At 72.9% G+C, this 18,588-nt stretch carries 15 protein-coding genes; 10 read left to right on the forward strand and 5 right to left on the reverse strand.

The features are described 5' to 3' along the window. Nucleotides 1-112: 112 nt before the first annotated feature. Nucleotides 113-259 carry a morphogenic membrane protein MmpA gene (mmpA, locus tag ACZ5TL_RS04655; protein ID WP_468587620.1) on the forward strand — a complete coding sequence of 49 codons (147 nt, stop codon included), beginning with the start codon at nt 113-115 and terminating at the stop codon, nt 257-259. Between the two features lie 31 nt (nt 260-290). Here the strand turns inward: mmpA and ACZ5TL_RS04660 are convergent, their stop codons facing one another. Continuing rightward, nucleotides 291-1,469, reverse strand: coding sequence for a saccharopine dehydrogenase family protein (locus tag ACZ5TL_RS04660; protein WP_468587622.1), 1,179 nt, complete (start codon nt 1,467-1,469; stop codon nt 291-293). Between the two features lie 91 nt (nt 1,470-1,560). On the opposite strand from ACZ5TL_RS04660, the gene ACZ5TL_RS04665 reads away from it, so the two are divergent. From ACZ5TL_RS04665 to ACZ5TL_RS04680, 4 genes are all read left to right on the forward strand, one after another. Further along, a complete protein-coding gene (locus ACZ5TL_RS04665) occupies nt 1,561-1,941 on the forward strand; it encodes an MmcQ/YjbR family DNA-binding protein (protein ID WP_468587624.1) in 381 nt (126 codons plus the stop codon). Between the two features lie 110 nt (nt 1,942-2,051). After that, the gene (locus ACZ5TL_RS04670; protein ID WP_468587626.1) at nt 2,052-3,212 is read left to right on the forward strand and encodes a CaiB/BaiF CoA transferase family protein; all 1,161 of its coding nucleotides are present in this window, start codon (nt 2,052-2,054) and stop codon (nt 3,210-3,212) included. Continuing rightward, nucleotides 3,209-4,423 carry an acetyl-CoA C-acetyltransferase gene (locus tag ACZ5TL_RS04675; RefSeq protein WP_468587628.1) on the forward strand — a complete coding sequence of 405 codons (1,215 nt, stop codon included), beginning with the start codon at nt 3,209-3,211 and terminating at the stop codon, nt 4,421-4,423. Before ACZ5TL_RS04670 ends, ACZ5TL_RS04675 begins: the two co-directional genes overlap by 4 nt. A gap of 34 nt (nt 4,424-4,457) precedes the next feature. Further along, nucleotides 4,458-6,644 carry a 3-hydroxyacyl-CoA dehydrogenase NAD-binding domain-containing protein gene (locus ACZ5TL_RS04680; RefSeq protein WP_468587630.1) on the forward strand — a complete coding sequence of 729 codons (2,187 nt, stop codon included), beginning with the start codon at nt 4,458-4,460 and terminating at the stop codon, nt 6,642-6,644. Here the strand turns inward: ACZ5TL_RS04680 and ACZ5TL_RS04685 are convergent. Both ACZ5TL_RS04685 and ACZ5TL_RS04690 read right to left on the reverse strand, forming a co-directional pair. Further along, complete coding sequence (locus ACZ5TL_RS04685; protein ID WP_468587632.1) at nt 6,630-7,346, reverse strand: MerR family transcriptional regulator; 717 nt, start codon at nt 7,344-7,346, stop codon at nt 6,630-6,632. The two genes, ACZ5TL_RS04680 and ACZ5TL_RS04685, sit on opposite strands and share 15 nt — an antisense overlap. 115 nt (nt 7,347-7,461) lie before the next feature. Continuing rightward, complete coding sequence (locus tag ACZ5TL_RS04690) at nt 7,462-8,928, reverse strand: arginase family protein (RefSeq protein ID WP_468587634.1); 1,467 nt, start codon at nt 8,926-8,928, stop codon at nt 7,462-7,464. Between the two features lie 66 nt (nt 8,929-8,994). On the opposite strand from ACZ5TL_RS04690, the gene ACZ5TL_RS04695 reads away from it, so the two are divergent. The 3 genes from ACZ5TL_RS04695 to ACZ5TL_RS04705 all read left to right on the forward strand — a co-directional run bounded on the left by ACZ5TL_RS04695 (nt 8,995) and on the right by ACZ5TL_RS04705 (nt 14,048). Beyond that, nucleotides 8,995-10,950: a Xaa-Pro dipeptidyl-peptidase gene (locus ACZ5TL_RS04695; RefSeq protein WP_468587636.1), complete on the forward strand. Its 1,956-nt coding sequence runs from the start codon at nt 8,995-8,997 to the stop codon at nt 10,948-10,950. Next, nucleotides 10,947-12,242, forward strand: coding sequence for a M14 family metallopeptidase (locus tag ACZ5TL_RS04700; protein ID WP_468587638.1), 1,296 nt, complete (start codon nt 10,947-10,949; stop codon nt 12,240-12,242). The genes ACZ5TL_RS04695 and ACZ5TL_RS04700 overlap by 4 nt, the downstream gene beginning before the upstream one ends. Before the next feature lie 105 nt (nt 12,243-12,347). Next, the gene (locus ACZ5TL_RS04705; protein WP_468587640.1) at nt 12,348-14,048 is read left to right on the forward strand and encodes a BCCT family transporter; all 1,701 of its coding nucleotides are present in this window, start codon (nt 12,348-12,350) and stop codon (nt 14,046-14,048) included. Between the two features lie 592 nt (nt 14,049-14,640). Here ACZ5TL_RS04705 and ACZ5TL_RS04710 read toward each other — a convergent pair. Further along, nucleotides 14,641-15,591: an FAD-dependent oxidoreductase gene (locus ACZ5TL_RS04710; RefSeq protein WP_468587642.1), complete on the reverse strand. Its 951-nt coding sequence runs from the start codon at nt 15,589-15,591 to the stop codon at nt 14,641-14,643. 67 nt (nt 15,592-15,658) lie between these two features. Between ACZ5TL_RS04710 and ACZ5TL_RS04715 the strand changes: the two genes are divergently transcribed. Further along, nucleotides 15,659-16,681 carry an oxidoreductase gene (locus ACZ5TL_RS04715; RefSeq protein WP_468587644.1) on the forward strand — a complete coding sequence of 341 codons (1,023 nt, stop codon included), beginning with the start codon at nt 15,659-15,661 and terminating at the stop codon, nt 16,679-16,681. A gap of 25 nt (nt 16,682-16,706) precedes the next feature. Next, nucleotides 16,707-18,347 carry an ABC-F family ATP-binding cassette domain-containing protein gene (locus ACZ5TL_RS04720; protein WP_468587646.1) on the forward strand — a complete coding sequence of 547 codons (1,641 nt, stop codon included), beginning with the start codon at nt 16,707-16,709 and terminating at the stop codon, nt 18,345-18,347. Here the strand turns inward: ACZ5TL_RS04720 and ACZ5TL_RS04725 are convergent. Then, complete coding sequence (locus ACZ5TL_RS04725; protein WP_468587648.1) at nt 18,344-18,490, reverse strand: hypothetical protein; 147 nt, start codon at nt 18,488-18,490, stop codon at nt 18,344-18,346. The genes ACZ5TL_RS04720 and ACZ5TL_RS04725 overlap by 4 nt on opposite strands. Nucleotides 18,491-18,588: the final 98 nt, after the last annotated feature.

Genomic DNA, 18,588 nt, shown 5'->3' on the forward strand with positions numbered 1-18,588 from the left:
CAAAGCCTCAAACCGGGGGCGAGGCCTGCGCAGGGCGGGGCGGGGGATCTGAGTACCGTCCCTGAGTACCTGTACGGATGCCCGCCGCCACCCGCCTCGGCAGGCTGGGCACATGACAACGCACCGCGCCCCCAAGCCCGTCGCCGGCCCGACCCAGAGCGTCGAGCGGGCCGTCACCATAGGACTGATCATCGCCGTGCTGGCGGGGCTCGGCTGGATCGCCGGGATGATCTACACCATCGCCGAGTGGCCGCTGTAGGACCGATCGTCGAGTGGCCGCTGCAGGTCCGTCAGCGCGTCGACGCGACGCGGAAGCGGATGCCCGCCGCGCGCAGCCGGCCGACCAGCGTGTCGCCCATCGCCACCGCCGTGGTGACCTGCCCCGACGTCTCCGGCAGGTCGTCGACGGCCAGGCACAGCGCCGACTCGGCGAACATCTTCGCCGTCTCGTCGTAGCCGGGATCGCCGCCCGAGACCTCCGTGTACACCCGCCGGCCGCCGCCCTCGCCGACGAAGCGCACGGAGAACCAGCTCTTCGCCCGCTTCTGCGGGCTCGGCCCGTCCCCCGGCAGCAGCCGGTCCGACAACCAGCGCCGCGCGGACGGCACCTGAGCCGCCGCGACCAGTGCCCCGACCGTCGCGACACCGCCCACCGCGACCGGCAGGTGCCGGACGGCCGCGTACTGCCGGTAGCGGAAGTCGGGCCCGTACCGGTCGAGCGCCGACGCCGAGCGCCGCACGATCTGCGGGTCGATGGTCGGCATCGGCAGCGCCCACGCGCCGACCTCCCTGGCGAACCGCGGCCCGCCCACCGGCGCCGACGCCCGCCGGCCCACCAGCCGTGGCTCGTGCCGCCGCCGGTCCCGCGCGGCCGCCGCCATCTCCCGCTGCCGCGCGAACTGGTTGAGGGCGGAGGCGAAGGTGCCGCCCGAGAACGCCGCGTCGGCCGTGACGAAGCCCTCCACGCTCAGCGGCACGTCCTCCGGGAGCTGCTGCACGGTGAAGTACACCCCCAGGTCGTGCGGGATCGAGTCGAACCCGGCGGCGTGCACCAGCCGCGCCTCGGTCTCCCGCGCGCGTGCGTCGTGCCGGACGTACATCAGGTCCACGAACTCCGGCTCGCCGCAGAGGTCCAGGTAGTCGGTCCCGGCGTCCGCGCAGGCGGCGACGAGCTCCTCGCCGTACGTGAGGTACGGGCCGACCGTGGTGGCCACCACGCGCGCGTGCTCGGCGAGGTCGCGCAGCGAGGCCGGATCGCGGACGTCCGCCCGCACCACCCCGACCTCGGTGTCACCGGGCAGCCGCTTCCGCAGCCGTTCCAGCTTCTCCGCGTCGCGGCCGGCGATCGCCCAGCGCAGCCCCTCGGGCGCGTGGGCCGCGAGGTACTCCGCGGTGAGCGCGCCGGCGAAACTGGTGGCTCCGAAGAGCACGATGTCGTACGGACGGTCCGTCCTGCTTTGCCTGTTCATGACACCCCTCGGTCGTGCAGCCCGTGCCGCTGTCGGTGGCCGAGGCTAGCGTGAGGGGTGCGGAGCCCGACGACGAGCCCGGAGGACGACGATGGCCGTGCCCAGGAATGCCCTGAAGAAGTGGGAGAAAGTCCGCGCGTTCGCGCTGGGGCTGCCGGGTGCCGTCGAGGAGTTCCCCTGGGGCGAGTCCGTCGCGAAGGCCGACAGGAAGGTGTTCGTCTTCCTCGGTGCCCGGGACGGCAGTTACCCCCTGGGAGTGACAGTGAAGCTCCCGGACGAGACGGCCCACGCGCACGCCTTGGCCAGTCCCGGCGCCGAGCCCGCCGGATACGGCCTGGGCAAGGCCGGCTGGGTGAGCATCCCCCTGGAGCGGCAGGGCGCCCCGGCCGCGGAGGTCCTGTGCGACTGGGTGGAGGAGAGCTACCGGGTGATCGCGCCGAAGCGCCTGATAGCGGAGCTGGACGGGAGCTGACCTCGTCGGGCAGATTGCTAAGCGCTTGCTCGTTCGGGGGTTGTGCCGAGTGGAACGCGTTCTTAGCATCACTGGTGTTACATCAGTTGTGTCACAGCACTGGGGGCTGGATGACCACGGCAAGGACGCCAGGACACGGCCCGCTCACCGGCGTGCGCGTGGTCGAGTTGGCCGGCATCGGGCCCGGCCCGTTCGCCGCCATGCTCCTGGCCGACCTCGGTGCCGACATCGTGCGCGTGGACCGCCCGGGCGGCCCCGGCCTCGCGATCGACCCGGCATACGACGTCACCAACCGCAACAAGCGCTCGGTGGTCGTCGACCTGAAGGCGCCGGACGGCCCGGACCGGGTGCTCGGCCTCGCCGCCCGCGCCGACCTCCTGGTCGAGGGCTACCGCCCCGGCGTCGCCGAGCGCCTCGGCGTCGGCCCCGAGGCCTGCCACGCCCGCAACCCGCGTCTCGTCTACGGCCGGATGACCGGCTGGGGCCAGGACGGCCCGCTCGCGCAGCGCGCCGGGCACGACATCGCGTACATCGCCCCCACCGGCACCCTCGGCATGATCGGCCGGCCGGACGAGCCGCCGCCGGTCCCGGCCAACCTGCTCGGCGACTACGCGGGCGGCTCCCTCTACCTGGTCGTCGGCCTCCTCGCCGCCCTCCACCACGCGCGCGCGACCGGAACCGGCCAGGTCGTCGACGCCGCCATCGTCGACGGCACCGCCCACCTCGCCACGATGATCCACGGCATGCTCGCCGCGGGCGGCTGGCAGGACCGCCGCGGCGCCAACCTCCTGGACGGCGGCTGCCCCTACTACGGGACGTACGAGACGGCCGACGGCCGGTACATGGCCGTCGGCGCCCTGGAACCGCGGTTCTACGAGGAGTTCCTCGCCCTCCTCGGCATCGAGGACCAGGCAGCGGCCCGCAAGGACGTCACCCGCTGGAGTGAACTGCGCGAACAGGTCGCCGCCCGTTTCACGACCCGTACCAGGGATGAGTGGACGGCCCGTTTCGACGGCACCGACGCGTGCGTGGCGCCCGTGCTCTCGCTGCGCGAAGCCCCGCACCACCCGCACCTGGCCGCCCGCGGCACCTTCACCGACCACGGCGGCATCACCCAGCCCGCCCCGGCCCCCCGTTTCTCCGCGACCCCGACCTCCGTCCGCACCGGCCCGGCCCGGCCGGGCGCCGACACGGCGGACGTCGCCCGGGAGTGGGACGTTCCCGGGCTGCTCTCAGCGTCCCGCACCCCTCAGCGAAAGGCCTCCTCGTGAGCACCGAAGCGTATGTGTACGACGCGATCCGCACTCCGCGCGGACGCGGCAAGGCCGGCGGCGCCCTGCACGGCACCAAGCCCATCGACCTGGTCGTCGGACTCATCCACGAGATCCGCGCCCGCTTCCCGGACCTGGACCCGGCCGCCGTCGACGACATCGTGCTCGGCGTCGTCAGCCCGGTCGGCGACCAGGGCTCCGACATCGCACGGACCGCCGCCATCGCGGCGGGGCTGCCCGACACGGTGGCCGGCGTGCAGGAGAACCGCTTCTGTGCCTCGGGCCTGGAGGCCGTCAACCTGGCCGCCGCCAAGATCCGTTCCGGTTGGGAGGACCTCGTCCTCGCGGGCGGGGTCGAGTCGATGTCCCGGGTGCCGATGGCCTCCGACGGCGGCGCCTGGTTCAACGACCCGATGACCAACCTCCAGGTCAACTTCGTGCCGCAGGGCATCGGCGCCGACCTCATCGCCACCATCGAGGGCTTCAGCCGGCGCGACGTCGACGAGTACGCCGCCCTCTCCCAGGAGCGGGCGGCCACCGCCTGGAAGGAGGGGCGCTTCGACAAGTCCGTCGTCCCGGTGAAGGACCGCAGCGGCCTCGTCGTCCTCGACCACGACGAGCACATGCGCCCCGGCACCACCGCCGACTCCCTCGCGAAGCTGAAGCCGTCCTTCGCGGACATCGGCGAACTCGGCGGCTTCGACGCGGTCGCGCTCCAGCAGTACCACTGGGTGGAGAAGATCGACCACGTCCACCACGCGGGCAACTCCTCCGGCATCGTCGACGGCGCCTCGCTCGTCGCGATCGGCTCCGGGCAGGTCGGCGAGCGCTACGGCCTCACGCCCCGCGCCCGGATCGTCTCCGCCGCCGTGTCCGGCTCCGAGCCGACCATCATGCTCACCGGCCCCGCCCCCGCCACCCGCAAGGCCCTCGCCAAGGCGGGACTCACCATCGACGACATCGACCTCGTCGAGATCAACGAGGCGTTCGCGGCGGTCGTGCTGCGCTACGCGCGGGACATGGGCCTGTCCCTGGACAAGGTCAACGTCAACGGCGGCGCGATCGCGCTCGGCCACCCCCTCGGCGCCACCGGCGCGATGATCCTCGGCTCGCTCGTCGACGAACTCGAGCGCCAGGACAAGCGCTACGGCCTCGCCACGCTGTGCGTCGGCGGCGGCATGGGCGTCGCCACGATCGTCGAGCGCATCTGACCACCTCCCGACGGATCACACGGAGCACCTCCACATGAGCACTGAATCCACCACCATCCGCTGGGAACAGGACCGCACCGGCCTCGTCACCCTGGTCATCGACGACCCGAACCAGTCGGCGAACACCATGAACCAGGCGTTCCGCGACTCGCTCGCCGCGGTCACCGACCGCCTGGAGGCCGAGAAGGACTCCATCCGGGGTGTCATCATCACCTCCGCGAAGAAGACCTTCTTCGCCGGCGGCGACCTGCGCGACCTGATCCGGGTCACGCCCGAGACGGCCCAGGAGCTGTTCGACGGCGGCATGACGATCAAGAGGAACCTGCGCCGCATCGAGACCCTCGGCAAGCCCGTCGTCGCCGCCCTCAACGGTGCGGCCCTCGGCGGCGGTTACGAGATCGCCCTGGCCTGCCACCACCGCGTCGCCCTCGACGCGCCCGGCTCCAAGATCGGCTGTCCCGAGGTCACCCTCGGCCTGCTGCCCGGAGGCGGCGGCGTCGTCCGCACCGTCCGCCTGCTGGGCATCGCCGACGCGCTGCTGAAGGTCCTCCTGCAGGGCACCCAGTACAACCCGCGCCGCGCCCTGGAGAACGGCCTCGTCGACGAGGTGGCCGCCACCCGGGAGGAACTCCTCGACAAGGCCCGTGCCTTCATCGACGCCCACCCCGAGTCGCAGCAGCCCTGGGACAGGCCGGGCTACCGCATCCCGGGCGGCACGCCCGCCAACCCCAAGTTCGCCGCGAACCTCCCCGCCTTCCCGGCCTCCCTGCGCAAGCAGACGAACGGTGCCCCGTACCCGGCTCCGCGGGGCATCCTCGCCGCCGCCGTCGAGGGCTCCCAGGTCGACTTCGAGACCGCCCAGGTCATCGAGGCCCGCTACTTCGTGGAACTCGCGGCCGGGCAGACCTCGAAGAACATGATCCAGGCGTTCTTCTTCGACCTCCAGGCCGTCAACTCGGGCGCCAACCGCCCCCAGGGCATCGAGCCCCGCCCCGTCCGCAAGGTCGCCGTCCTCGGCGCCGGCATGATGGGGGCGGGCATCGCCTACTCCTGTGCCCGCGCCGGCATTGACGTCGTCCTGAAGGACGTGTCCCCACAGGCGGCTCTCCAGGGCAAGGGCTACTCCGAGAAGCTGTGCGCCAAGGCCGTCGCCAAGGGCCGTACGACGCGGCAGAAGGCCGACGCGCTGCTCGCGCGCATCACGCCCACGGCCGAGGTGCAGGATCTGGCCGGATGCGACGCGGTCATCGAGGCGGTCTTCGAGGACACGTCCCTCAAGCACAAGGTGTTCCAGGAGATCCAGCACGTCGTCGCCCCCGACGCGCTGCTGTGCTCCAACACCTCCACGCTGCCCATCACCGCGCTCGCCGAGGGCGTCGAGCGCCAGAGCGACTTCATCGGACTGCACTTCTTCTCGCCCGTCGACAAGATGCCCCTCGTCGAGATCATCAAGGGCGAGCGCACGGGCGAAGAGGCCCTGGCCCGCGCCTTCGACCTGGTACGGCAGATCAACAAGACGCCGATCGTCGTCAACGACTCGCGCGGCTTCTTCACCTCCCGCGTCATCGGGCACTTCATCAACGAGGGCGTCGCCATGGTCGGCGAGGGCATCGAGCCCGCCTCGGTCGAACAGGCCGCCGCGCAGGCCGGCTACCCGGCCAAGGTGCTGTCCCTGATGGACGAGCTGACGCTGACCCTGCCCCGCAAGATCCGGGCCGAGTCGCAGCGGGCGGTCGAGGAGGCGGGCGGCACCTGGACGGCCCACCCCGCCGAGGCCGTCATCGACCGCATGGTCGACGAGTTCGACCGCCCGGGCCGCAGCGGCGGCGCCGGCTTCTACGACTACGGCGACGACGGCAAGCGCACCGGACTCTGGCCGGGACTGCGTGAGCACTTCACGAAGCCCGGGTACCGGATCCCCTTCGAGGACATGCGGGAGCGCATGCTCTTCGCCGAGGCGCTGGACACCGTCCGGCTGCTGGAGGAGGGCGTGCTGACCTCCGTCGCCGACGCCAACATCGGCTCCATCTTCGGCATCGGCTTCCCGGGCTGGACCGGCGGCGTGCTCCAGTACATCAACGGCTACGAAGGGGGCCTGCCGGGATTCGTGGCACGGGCGCGGGAGCTCGCCGAGCGCTACGGCGACCGGTTCACGCCGCCCGCGCTGCTGGTGGAGAAGGCGGAGAAGGGGGAGCGGTTCAGCGACTCAGCCCGCGCCTGACTCCCCCGAAGGCCCGGTGAGCCACTCGCCCAGCTCTTCCTTCAGCGATCGCTGAAAAGCGGTGAGGAGCGCCTGTACCACCAGGGGGTGCATGTGCGCCGACAGGGACCGCACGTCCCGCGCGTCACGCTCGGCCACCTCGCCGCGGAAGAGCTGGGAGAGTTCGCGGGCCGCGGCGCGCGTGTGGTCGATGAGGACCGTGCGCGCCGCGAAGATCGCCTCCTGGGAGAGCGGCACGTCCAGCAGCCCGGCGCCCAGCCGCAGCAGACCGAGGTCGGCGTCGTACCCGTCGTCCGCGGGCCGGACGACGCCCATCGCGACGAGCCGCTCGACGTCCCCCTCGCCGAGCGGCCGCCCGGCCCGCCGCTCCAGCTCCTCCCGCGTGACCCTCTCCACGGTCTCCGGCGCCCAGGAGGCCACCACGGCCCGGTGGATGGCGAGGTCGTGTGCGCTCAGGTCCGGCGGGAGCTGCCGGAGGTAGCGCTCGATGCCGGCCAGCGTCATGCCCTGGTGCTGGAGCTCCTCGATCAGCGCCAGCCGGGCCAGATGCTCCCGCCCGTAGTGCCCCACGCGCCGGGGACCGAGCGCCGGCGGCGGCAGCAGCCCCTTCGTGCCGTAGAAGCGGACCGTGCGCACCGTGACACCGGCCCGGGCGGCCAGCTCGTCGATCGTGAGGGTCGGTTCCTCGGTGTCGGTCGTCATGTCCAGCAGTATCGCTGTCTCACCAGTGCTGTGAAACCTCACCCGCACCCCCGTGGGGAGGGCGGCCTACGGTGGTGTCATGCCGGACCGGACATGTCCGCGGTGACGCCCCCGCTCAGTCCCGGCCGTCCCTGTCGAACGCCCGTACCAGGCAGTCGCTGAGGCGCCGCGCGAGTGCCCCGCCGGGGTCAAGCCGCGGGTTGAAGATCGCCACCGTGAGGCCGACGGCACCGCCGCCGGACAGGGCCGTGCGCAGGACGGTCTCCAGCTCCTGCCAGGTCAGTCCGTCCGGGAGCCGGTAATCGACCGCGGGCATGACCGCGTCGTCCAGGACGTCGGCGTCGAGGTGAATCCAGTACCCCGCGCCCCATCCGTCGCCGGTCAGCAGCCCGACCGCGCGACGGGCCGCCTCGCCCGCCCCCAGGGCGCGCACGGTGTCCAGCTCCAGCGCATGCAGCGCCGACGGCAGCGGCTGCATCCCGTACCCCGCGGACTCCTCCGCGTCCCGGAACCCCAGCGCGACGACGTCCCCGTCCCGTACGAGCGGGCCCCGGCCCTCCAGGTCGGCCAGCACGCGCGGGCCGCGACCGGTGGCGAGGGCGAGTTCCATGGAGGCCACCTCGCCGGCCGGTTCGGCCGAGGGCTGGTAGAAGTCGGTGTGCCCGTCGAGGAAGAGCAGCCCGTGCCGGCCCCGGCGGCGCAGCGCGAGCAGAGTGCCGAGCAGCACGCTGCAGTCGCCGCCCAGTACGACGGGGAACCGGCCGTCGTCGAGGACGCCGCCCACGGCGTCGGCCAGCGCGGTGGAGTACGCGGCGATGCCACGGGGGTTCAGGACCCCGGTCTCCGGGTCCCGTTCCGGGTCGACCCGCCCCGCGGCTGCCGCCCCGATTCCCCCGGCCAGCCCGGCCCGGAGCAGGGCTGCCGGCAGGTCCTCCACGCCGGTCGGCCGCAGGCCGAGCACGGACGGCGCCTCGATGATCGCCACGTTCCGCACGTCCGGCTCCTTCACCAGCCAGCCCTCGCGCCGGCCGGGCCCGCACGCCGGCGCGCATGGGCCCACCGTAGACCGCCGTACGGGCCGGGGCGCGTCAGCGCGCGTGCCCGGCGGTCCCCGGCCCGGCGGTCCCCGGCCCGGCGGTCCCCTGCTCCGCGTGTTCGTGCACCCCGTGGTCGCCGCGATCCTCTTCCACGACCCCGGCTGCGGCACGGCCCCCGGCCCTCCGCGACCGCCGCGGCCCGGGCCGCCGGCGCCCGTCCCCGGCTTCGACGGCTGGTACAGCCACGTGTCGAACAGCGCCGCCAAGGGCTTGCCGGACACCTCCTCACCCGCGAGCGGGGCGAGGTGCGTGGCCTGCGGCTTGTCGGAGCGCCAGTTCCACCGGGGCCGGCCGAGCCGTGAACGCGTCCACTGGAGAGTGCCGTTGGAGATGGCCTGCGTGCCGTCCGGGATCAGGGCGGACCTGTCGTAGGTGGCCTCGTCGAGCGGGTCGCCGTTGCTCGGGAACGACCACGCCGCCGCCTCGGGCTCGTTCGCCGCGACGCCCCCGTCCGGGGTGCGGGGCCCGGCTGGTGAACCGCCCATCCCGGACACGCCGGTCCGTCAGCCGCCCTCTTCTGAACGGGAGTTCACCGATGTAGCGTCCGGCGCATGCCGAAACGCACGCGCTTCACGACCTGGAGACCGCTCGCGACGGCGGCCACGGCCGCCCTGATGGCCACACTGCTCACCCCGGCCGCGGCAGATGCCGCCCCGCGCGGGAGCAGGCCCGTCCACTCGTACGAGAACGCCATCCGCGAGTCCGTCTGGGTGGACACCGGACTCGACGGCGACCGCGACGGACAGGCCGACCGGGTCGCCGTCGACATCGTCCGCCCCCGCGAACCCGCGCGGCAGGGCCGCAAGGTCCCCGTCATCATGGACGCCAGCCCGTACTACTCCTGCTGCGGGCGCGGCAACGAGAGCCAGCGCAAGACGTACGACGCGAACGGCGACGTCACGCAGATGCCGCTGTACTACGACAACTACTTCGTGCCCCGCGGCTACGCCTTCGTCGGCGTCGACCTGGCAGGAACCAACCGCTCGGACGGCTGCGTCGACGTCGGCGGCCGCTCCGACATCCAGTCCGCCAAGGCCGTGGTCGACTGGCTGAACGGCCGCGCCAGGGCCTACACCACCCGCACCGGCACGACCCGCGCCAAGGCCGCCTGGACCAACGGCCGCACCGGCATGATCGGCAAGAGCTGGGACGGCACCATCGCCAACGGCGTCGCCGCCACGGGAGTCGAGGGCCTGAAGACCATCGTCCCGATCAGCGCCATCTCCTCCTGGTACGACTACTACTTCCAGCAGGGCGCCCCGCTCTACGACTCCGGCCCGGAGTGGCTGTCGAACTACGTCAACAGCCCCGACGCCCGGGCCAAGTGCGGAGCCGTCCAGCAGAAGCTGGTCGACGGCGCCCCGCGCACCGGCGACCGGACCCCGCTGTGGACCGAGCGCGACTACGTCAGGGCCGCGCGGAAGGTCAAGGCCAGCGTCTTCCTCGTGCACGGCATGCAGGACCTCAACGTGCGGATGAAGCACGTCGGCCAGTGGTGGGACGCCCTCGCCGAGCACAGCGTCGAGCGCAAGATCTGGCTCTCGCAGACCGGCCACGTCGACCCCTTCGACTTCCGGCGCGGCGCCTGGGTCGAGACGCTGCACCGCTGGTTCGACCACGAACTCATGGGCTACGACAACGGCATCGACCGTGAGCCCATGGCCGACATCGAACGCGCGCCCGACCAGTGGACCGCCTCCCGGACCTGGCCGCCGAGCGGCACCCGTGCCGCCACCCTGCGCCCCGACCTGGGCACCCAGGCCGGCGTCGGCACCCTCGGTCTGCGCCGCGGCCACGGCACCGAGACCTTCACCGACGACCCGAAGCGGAGCGAGACCGACTGGGCCGCGGGGATCGACAGGCCGACACCCGAGAAGGCCGGCTTCGTCACCGGGCCGCTCACCCGCAACCTGCGCCTGTCCGGTTCCTCCGAGGTCACCGTGACCGCGACGCCCTCCACCCCGACGGCCCACCTCTCCGCCGTCCTCGTGGACATCGGCCCCGCCACCATCCGCGACTACGCCGACACCGGCGAGGGCGTCACCACCCTCACGAACCGCACCTGCTGGGGCGCGAGCACCACCGGCGACAGCGCCTGCTTCAAGGAGACGCGGGCGAAGACCGCCGACGTCGACTACACGGTCGTCAGCCGCGGCTGGGCCGACCTCGGCAACCACGCCTCGGACGTCAAGGGCGCCCCGCTCACCCCGGGCAAGCGGTACACGATCACCCTCGACCTGGCCGCGACCGACCACGTCGTCCCCGAGGGCCACCGCCTGGCGCTGATCGTCGCGGGCACCGACCAGGGCCTCATCGACCCTCCGGCCGACACACCGAAGCTCACGCTCGACCTGTCCCGCACCTCGGCACGGGTCCCCTTCGTCGGCGGAGCCGCCGCCTTCGCGCGCGCCACCACGGGGGCCGTTTCCGCCCCGCCCGGTGCCGCACACCTGGACGGCGTACGGGAACCGCGCACCACTCACCGCGTCCCGGGAGGAAGCCGGTGACCGCAGCCAGGACCGCGCCCCGCTTCCGCGCCCTCACCCTCACCGCCGCGGCCCTCGCCGCGACCCTGGCCGCCGCCCCCGCCGGGGCGACGACCGCGCACTCCCCGCCCCGCACCGGCTTCGAGCAGACGAACGGCGCCCGCTGGACCACCCAGCCCGAGGAGCAGGACTTCCTCACGGCCGTCGACCGGTCGAGCGGCCGTGTGTCCATGACCCGCTTCGGCACGACGAAGCAGGACCGCCCGCTCCAGCTGGTCCGCATCGGCACCCGGCCGAGCTCCAGCAAGGTGCTGCTCGTGTGCAGCCAGCACGGCGACGAACCCTCCGGCCGCGAGGCCTGTCTGACCACCGTCCGCGACCTCGCGTACGCCCGGGACAGCCGCACCCGGCGCTTCCTGGACCGCACCACGGTCCTGGTCGTGCCCACCGCCAACCCCGACGGCCGGGCCGCCGGCACTCGCGGCAACGGCGACGGCGTCGACATCAACCGCGACCACCTCGCCCTGCGGACCGCCGAGGGCCGCGCCCTGGCCGCCGTCATCCGCGACCAGCGCCCCGACGTCGTCTACGACCTGCACGAGTACGGCGCCACACCCCCGTACTACGACAAGGACCTCTTCGACCTGTGGCCGCGCAACCTGAACACCCACGAGACGGTCCGCGGCGAGGCGCGGACCCTCTCCGAGACCTACGTCCGGCCCGCCGCGCGGCGGGCCGGGCACTCGACCGGCACCTACGGCATCTGGACCGACCCCGTGACCAGCGAGCCGGTCAAGCAGGTCGCCGGAGACGGACAGGAGCGCATTCTGCGCAACATGTCCGGTGTGAAGCACTCCGTCGGCCTGCTCATCGAGAGCCGGGTGGACCCGCTCACCGAGGCGGAGAAGGTGGACGAGGCGCTGAACAACCGGCGCCGGGTCACCTCACAACTGGACGCCCTCAAGGGCCTCTTCGGGTACACCGGCCAGCGCCGCGCACGGATCGAGGCGACGACGACCGGGGCCCGGCTCGCGGGCTACGCCGACAGCGGCCCCGTCTACCTGGGCGGCGCCGACAACGAACCGCCTGAATTGGCCGAAATCATCCACAACCCTCCCTGCGGCTACCGGCTCACCGACGCCCAGTACGCCGAGGTGGGCGACGAACTCGCGCTGCACGGCGTGCGCGTACGCAAGGACGGCGAGGGCGTGCTCGTACCCCTGCGCCAGCCCCTGCGGGCACTCGTGCCGCTGCTGCTGGACGACCGGGCCGAGTACCACCTGACGGGGGGATCATCCGAAACCGCATGTTGAGGGGGTGAAATTCCGCCATACGTGGTAGCAGCCTTCCGAGGAACCACATCCTCCCTGCTGTCCGTATGAAAGGTGCCGCCTGTGACGCAAGAAGGACCAAGCGAAATGGACTCCCATGAGGGAGCCGCGCTGCCGGGGTCGGAAGCGGGCCTGCCCGGTCAGGACCGGCCGCAGACCGACCGGATCGTCTTCGGCGTCACGGCGGTGCTCACCCTCGCCTTCGTGACCTGGGGAGCCGCGGCGACCGACTCGCTCGAGGACGCCTCCTCCACGATGCTCAGCGGGCTGATGCACAACGGCGGCTGGGCGTTCATGCTCGCCGCCTCCGGCTTCGTGGTCTTCGCCCTCTGGCTCGCGATCAGCCGCTACGGCCGTATCCACCTGGGCGCGGAGGGCGAGGAACCCGAGTTCCGCACCGTGTCCTGGGTCGCGATGATGTTCAGCGCGGGCATGGGCATCGGCCTGATGTTCTACGGCGTGAGCGAGCCTTTGTCGCATTACGGCACACCCCCGCCCGGTACGAACCCGGCCGACTCCGGCGAACGCATGGAGACGGCCATGGCCACCACCCTCTTCCACTGGACGCTCCACCCGTGGGCGATCTACGCCGTGGTGGGCCTCGCCATCGCCTACAGCACCTTCCGCAGGCGGCGCCGGCAGACCATCAGCGCCGTCTTCACCCCGCTCATCGGCAAGAAGCACGCGAACGGCGCCGCCGGGCGCGTCATCGACGTCATCGCTATCGTCGCGACCGTCTTCGGCTCCGCCGCCTCCCTGGGGCTCGGCGCGCTGCAGATCGGCTCCGGTGTGCAGGAGCTGAACTGGATGGACGAGGTGAGCACCGGGCTACTCGTCACGATCATCGCGGTGCTGACCCTGGCCTTCGTCGCGTCCGCGATCTCCGGTGTGGAGAAGGGCATCCAGTGGCTGTCCAACACCAACATGGTGCTGGCGCTGGTGCTCGCCCTCTTCGTGTTCGTCGCGGGCCCGGCCATCGTCGTCCTCGACCTGCTGCCCACGTCCGTCTTCGCCTACCTCGGCGACCTGCCCCGGCTGGCCGGGCGCACGGAGGCCAGCGGCGGGGAGGGCGTCGCGGCCTGGCTGAGCAGCTGGACCGTCTTCTACTGGGCGTGGTGGATCTCCTGGACGCCGTTCGTCGGCATGTTCATCGCCCGGATCAGCCGGGGCCGGACGATCCGGCAGTTCGTCGGCGGCGTCATCCTCGTGCCCAGCACGGTCAGCCTGCTCTGGTTCGCGATCTTCGGCGGCTCGGCGATGAAGATGCAGGAGCAGGGCCGGCTCGGCAAGGAGGCGACCCCGGAGGGGCAGCTCTTCGGCGTGCTCCAGCAGTTCCCCATCGCCACCGTCACGAGCCTGCTCGTCATGATCCTCGTCGGCATCTTCTTCGTCTCGGGCGCCGACGCCGCCTCGATCGTCATGGGCACCCTGTCGCAGAAGGGCGCACTCGAACCCGGCCGCCTGGTGGTCGTGTTCTGGGGTGTGGTCACCGGCGCGGTGGCCGCCATCATGCTGCTGGTCGGCAGTGGCCAGGGCGACGCCCTGACGGGTCTGCAGAACCTCACGATCCTCGCGGCGGCACCGTTCGTCATCGTGATGACCTTCATGTGTGTCGCCCTCATGCGCGACCTGCGCCGCGACCCGGTGATCGTGCGCGAGCAGATGGGCTCCGAGGCCGTCGAACTGGCCGTCATCGAAGGCCACAGGAAGTACGACGGCGACTTCGAGTTCCGCATCGGCCCGGGCCGCGGCCCGGACGTGGAGGGAGACCCGATCGGCAAGCACTGAACGGAGGGCCGGGCGGTCCGGGTCCGTGGCCCGGGCCGCCCGGCCTCGTCGTCCTGGTGTCCCCGGCCGGGCCGATTCCCCGTTCTGGTGGTCCCGGCCGGGCCGATTCCGGCCGAACGGCCCTGACGGCGGACCTCTCCGGCCCGGAACCGGGCCAGGCGGTTCGGCTTCTCTCAACCGGGTCGGCTCGTGCCCGTCGGCCGGGCTCCCTTCACCCAGGGCGGCCCGACCTGACGGCCGGGCCGCCCGCGGACTGTCCGGCAGCGGTGGGGAGCGACTGGCGTCGGCCGGGGTGCCGCCGGAGGTGGTGGTGCGACTGTTGGCGCCTGGATGCCGCCCGGCAGCGTGACGGCAGGCGCCGCCCGGTGGTGCCACGGCTGCTCTCGGCCGACTCGCCGTGTGTGGCAGCACCATGGCCGCTCCCAGCCGGATGCCGCCCGGCAGCGTGACGGCAGGCGCCGCCCGGTGGTGCCACGGCTGCTCTCGGCCGACTCGCCGTGTGTGGCAGCACCATGGCCGCTCCCAGCCGGATGCCGCCCGGCAGCGTGACGGCCGCCGTGCCGAATCCCGTCCGGCAGCGCCCCGGACGCTCTCAGCCGGAGGCCAGCCGCGCCGCCTCCTCCGCGCACCCCCAGGCCACGGTGACGCCCGCGCCGCCATGGCCGTAGTTGTGCACGAGCACGCGCCCGTCCGGGAGTTCCTCGCGGTCCAGGCGGACCGTGTCCCGGACGGGGCGCAGGCCCACCCGGTGTTCCAGCACCCGCGCCCCGGTGATCTCCGGCCGCAGCTCGGCGCAGCGCCGGACGATCGCCTCGGCCGCCGCGGGATCGGGCTCCAGCGACCAGGTGTCCTCCTCGGTCGTACCGCCGAGGACGAGCCCGCCCGGCTGCGGGAACATGTACGCGTACTCCCCGGCCGCGTCGGCGGCGACGAGCCAGGTGTCGATCCCGGGGTTCTCCACCACGACCAGCTGCCCGCGCACCGGCCGCACGGAGGGATCCGGCACCAGCTTCCGGGCCGCCAGGCCCGTGCAGTTGACCACGACGGGCGCGTCGGCCTCCGCGAGGGAGGACACCGTACGCGCCTCGACCACCCCGCCCGCCGCGCGGAACCGCTCCCGCAGCCAGGGCAGATGCGCCGGCATATCGATCAGCGGCAGCCGGGCCCGGACGGCCGTCCCGGCGAACTCCGCGGCCGTCGTCGCCCGCAGCCCCGGCACCCGGCCCGCCAGCCACCCGTCGACCTCGTCGAGCCGGGTGTCACCCAGTACCCCTTCGACCATGCGTACGCCGGCCGGCTCGGCCCCCGCCGCCAGTTCCTCGTACACCTCCAGCGACCGCAGAGCCCACGCCCGCGCGAGGGCGATCGGCTCGATCCGGTACGGCCACCACAGCGCGCCCGCGACGGCGGAGGTGGTCGCCTCGACGGCGTCCCGCGTCCACACCCGCACCCGTCGCCCCCGCTCGGCGAGAACCACCGCGGTCGTCAGCCCGACGACCCCTCCGCCGACCACCACGACGTCGTCGCTCAGCTCACTTGCCATGACCCGGACCGTAGCGGAATGCGCCATGCCGTGCTCACATCACGCGCTGTGTGGGGATACTCACAGCATGTGTGCCGAGTACGCGACCTTCGGCCTGGCTCCCGCGATGCGGGCCGGGGGAGTCCTCAACGACGGCGGTTTCCAGGTCCACCGGGACTTCCTGGACTTCATCGTCGACGGACGTCCGCTGCTGTTCCAGCTCTCCGACCTCGACGCGGTCTCCCCGCTCGCCTCCGACGTCCCGCCCGCGATCTTCACCGCGCAGGTCCGCAGCCTGCTCCTGGAGAGCGCGGCTCCGCTCCCCGGCGCCCGGTACGTCGTCTACGGCTGTCCCGAGTGCGAGGACCTCGCCTGCGGCGCCGTCACCGCGGTCATCCGGCGGGACGGCGAGGACTTCATCTGGCGGGACTTCGCCTGGCAGACCGGCGAACACGCCGACCTGGAGCTCAACGGCTACCACGGCATCGGCCCGTTCCGCTTCCGCGGCGCGGAGTACCGGGCGGCCCTGAGCGCCCTGCTGAACGGCTCCGCCCCGGACCCCCGCCCCCGCGTCCTGCTGATCGGCGCCCGCGTCGCCGTCCGTGCCAAGCTCGCCGCGGCGTTACGCTCCATCGGCGTCGGTGCCGACCTCGCCCAGGACGCCGACGGCGTGCCCGCCGACGAACTGCGCGGCTACGGCGCCGTCGTCTTCGCGCCGGGCACCGTTGAGCGGGAACGTGCCGCCGTCCGCCGCGCCTTCGAGCACGCCGGGGTCCCGGTCGCCCGCGTCGACGGTCTCGCGCCGATCGTCCCGCTCCTCGTCGCCCAGGTCGAACACGCCCTGGACCGCAGCCCGGCCGGTCAGCGCCGCCTCACCGGCCTGACCGCCCACGGCGACGGTGCGGACGTCGAGGTCACCTCCGCCTGCCGGGTCGCCCTCACCGCGTACCGCGTCGACCGGCTCTCGCGCGTCCACACCCGCGAACTCTTCGACGGCGTCCTGGAACCCGGCCGGCACCGCGTGGCCCTGGAGGCGAAGGCGGTCAAGGGGCGGTCCTTCGTCGTGGCGCGCACCTCCACCGGCGTCCTGGTGACGGCGGTGACCCACTGAGCGGCCCATTAGGATCGGCGCTCTGATGACTGCCACCCTCGTCGCCAAGAACCTCGCCGCCGGCCACGGCGACCGCTCCCTGTTCACCGGGCTCGACCTCGTCGTCGCGCCCGGCGACGTGATCGGCCTGGTCGGAGCCAACGGCGCGGGCAAGTCCACGCTGCTCAGGATGCTCGCCGGACTCACCGCGCCCGAGCAGGGCGAACTGCGCCTGTCCCCGCCGGCCGCCACCGTCGGCCACCTGCCGCAGGAGCCGGACCGCCGCCCCGGCGAGTCCGTCCGGGCGTTCCTCGCCCGCCGCACCGGCGTCGCCGAGGCCCAGCGGGCCATGGACGAGGCGACCCAGGCCCTGGTCGACGGAGCGCCGGGCGCCGACGACGCCTACGCCACCGGCCTGGAGCGCTGGCTCGGCCTCGGCGGCGCCGACCTCGACGAACGCGCCGAGGAGGTCGCCGGCTCACTCGGTCTCGCGGTCGGCCTGGACCAGCCGATGACGTCCCTGTCCGGCGGCCAGGCGGCCCGGGCCGGCCTCGCCTCCCTGCTCCTGTCCCGCTACGACGTCTTCCTCCTCGACGAGCCGACCAACGACCTCGACCTGGACGGCCTGGAGCGTTTGGAGCGCTTCGTGAGCGGCCTGCGCGCCGGCACGGTGGTCGTCAGCCACGACCGCGAATTCCTCACCCGCACGGTCACGAAGGTCCTCGAACTCGACCTCGCCCAGGGGCAGATCAACCTCTACGGCGGTGGTTACGAGGCCTACCTGGAGGAGCGGGACGTCGCCCGCCGCCACGCCCGCGACGAGTTCGAGGAGTACGCCGACAAGAAGGCGGCCCTCCAGGTTCGCGCCCGGACGCAGCGCTCCTGGATGGACAAGGGCGTGAAGAACGCGCGCCGCAAGGCGGGCGACGACAACGACAAGATCGGCCGCAAGTTCCGCAGCGAGGCCAGCGAGAAGCAGGCCGCGAAGGCCCGGCAGACCCAGCGCATGATCGAGCGCCTGGACGTCGTCGAGGAGCCCCGCAAGGAGTGGGAACTGCGCATGGAGATCGCCTCGGCCCCGCGCTCGGGCACGGTCGTCGCGACCCTGCGCGACGCCGAGGTGCGCCGTGGCGGCTTCGTCCTCGGCCCGGTGTCCCTGCAGGTCGACTGGGCGGACCGGGTGGCGGTGACGGGCGCGAACGGCGCCGGCAAGTCCACGCTGCTGGCCGCCCTGCTCGGCCGCGCCCCGCTGGACGCCGGGCACGCCGCGCTCGGCTCGGGCGTGTTGCTCGGCGAGGTCGACCAGGCCCGCAAGCTGTTCCACGGCCAGGAGCCCCTGCTCGACGCCTTCCGCGCGGCCGTACCGGACGTCGAACCGGTCGAGGTCCGCACCCTCCTGGCCAAGTTCGGCCTCAGGAGGGACCACGTCCTGCGCCCCGCGGCGACCCTCTCCCCGGGCGAGCGCACCAGAGCCGCCCTGGCGCTGCTCCAGGGCCGGGGCGTGAACCTCCTGGTCCTCGACGAGCCGACCAACCACCTCGACCTGCCCGCCATCGAGCAACTGGAGTCTGCCCTCGACGCCTACGAGGGCACGCTCCTGCTGGTCACGCACGACCGCCGCATGCTTGACGCCGTACACGTCACCCGCCGCCTGGAGGTGGCGGACGGCAAGGTGACCGAGCGCTAGCGGACCGCCTCCAGGCGAGCGGCGAATGCGGGGGCGACGACGTACCCGTCCTCGGCGAACTCAAGGCCGCTGCGGTCCCGAACCCCCGGCTCGCGGACACGGCCCAGGGGAGGGCGCGCACAGCAGACATACCGCTCACTCATGTCTGGCAGGGAGCGTAACGTCCCTCTCCAGGGGGCGTGGGGAACTGCGCGACCAGCCACAACGGCCCCGCAGCTTCCCACGATCCCCCGGCGGAGCC

The organism is Streptomyces sp. NPDC033136 (assembly GCF_055578235.1).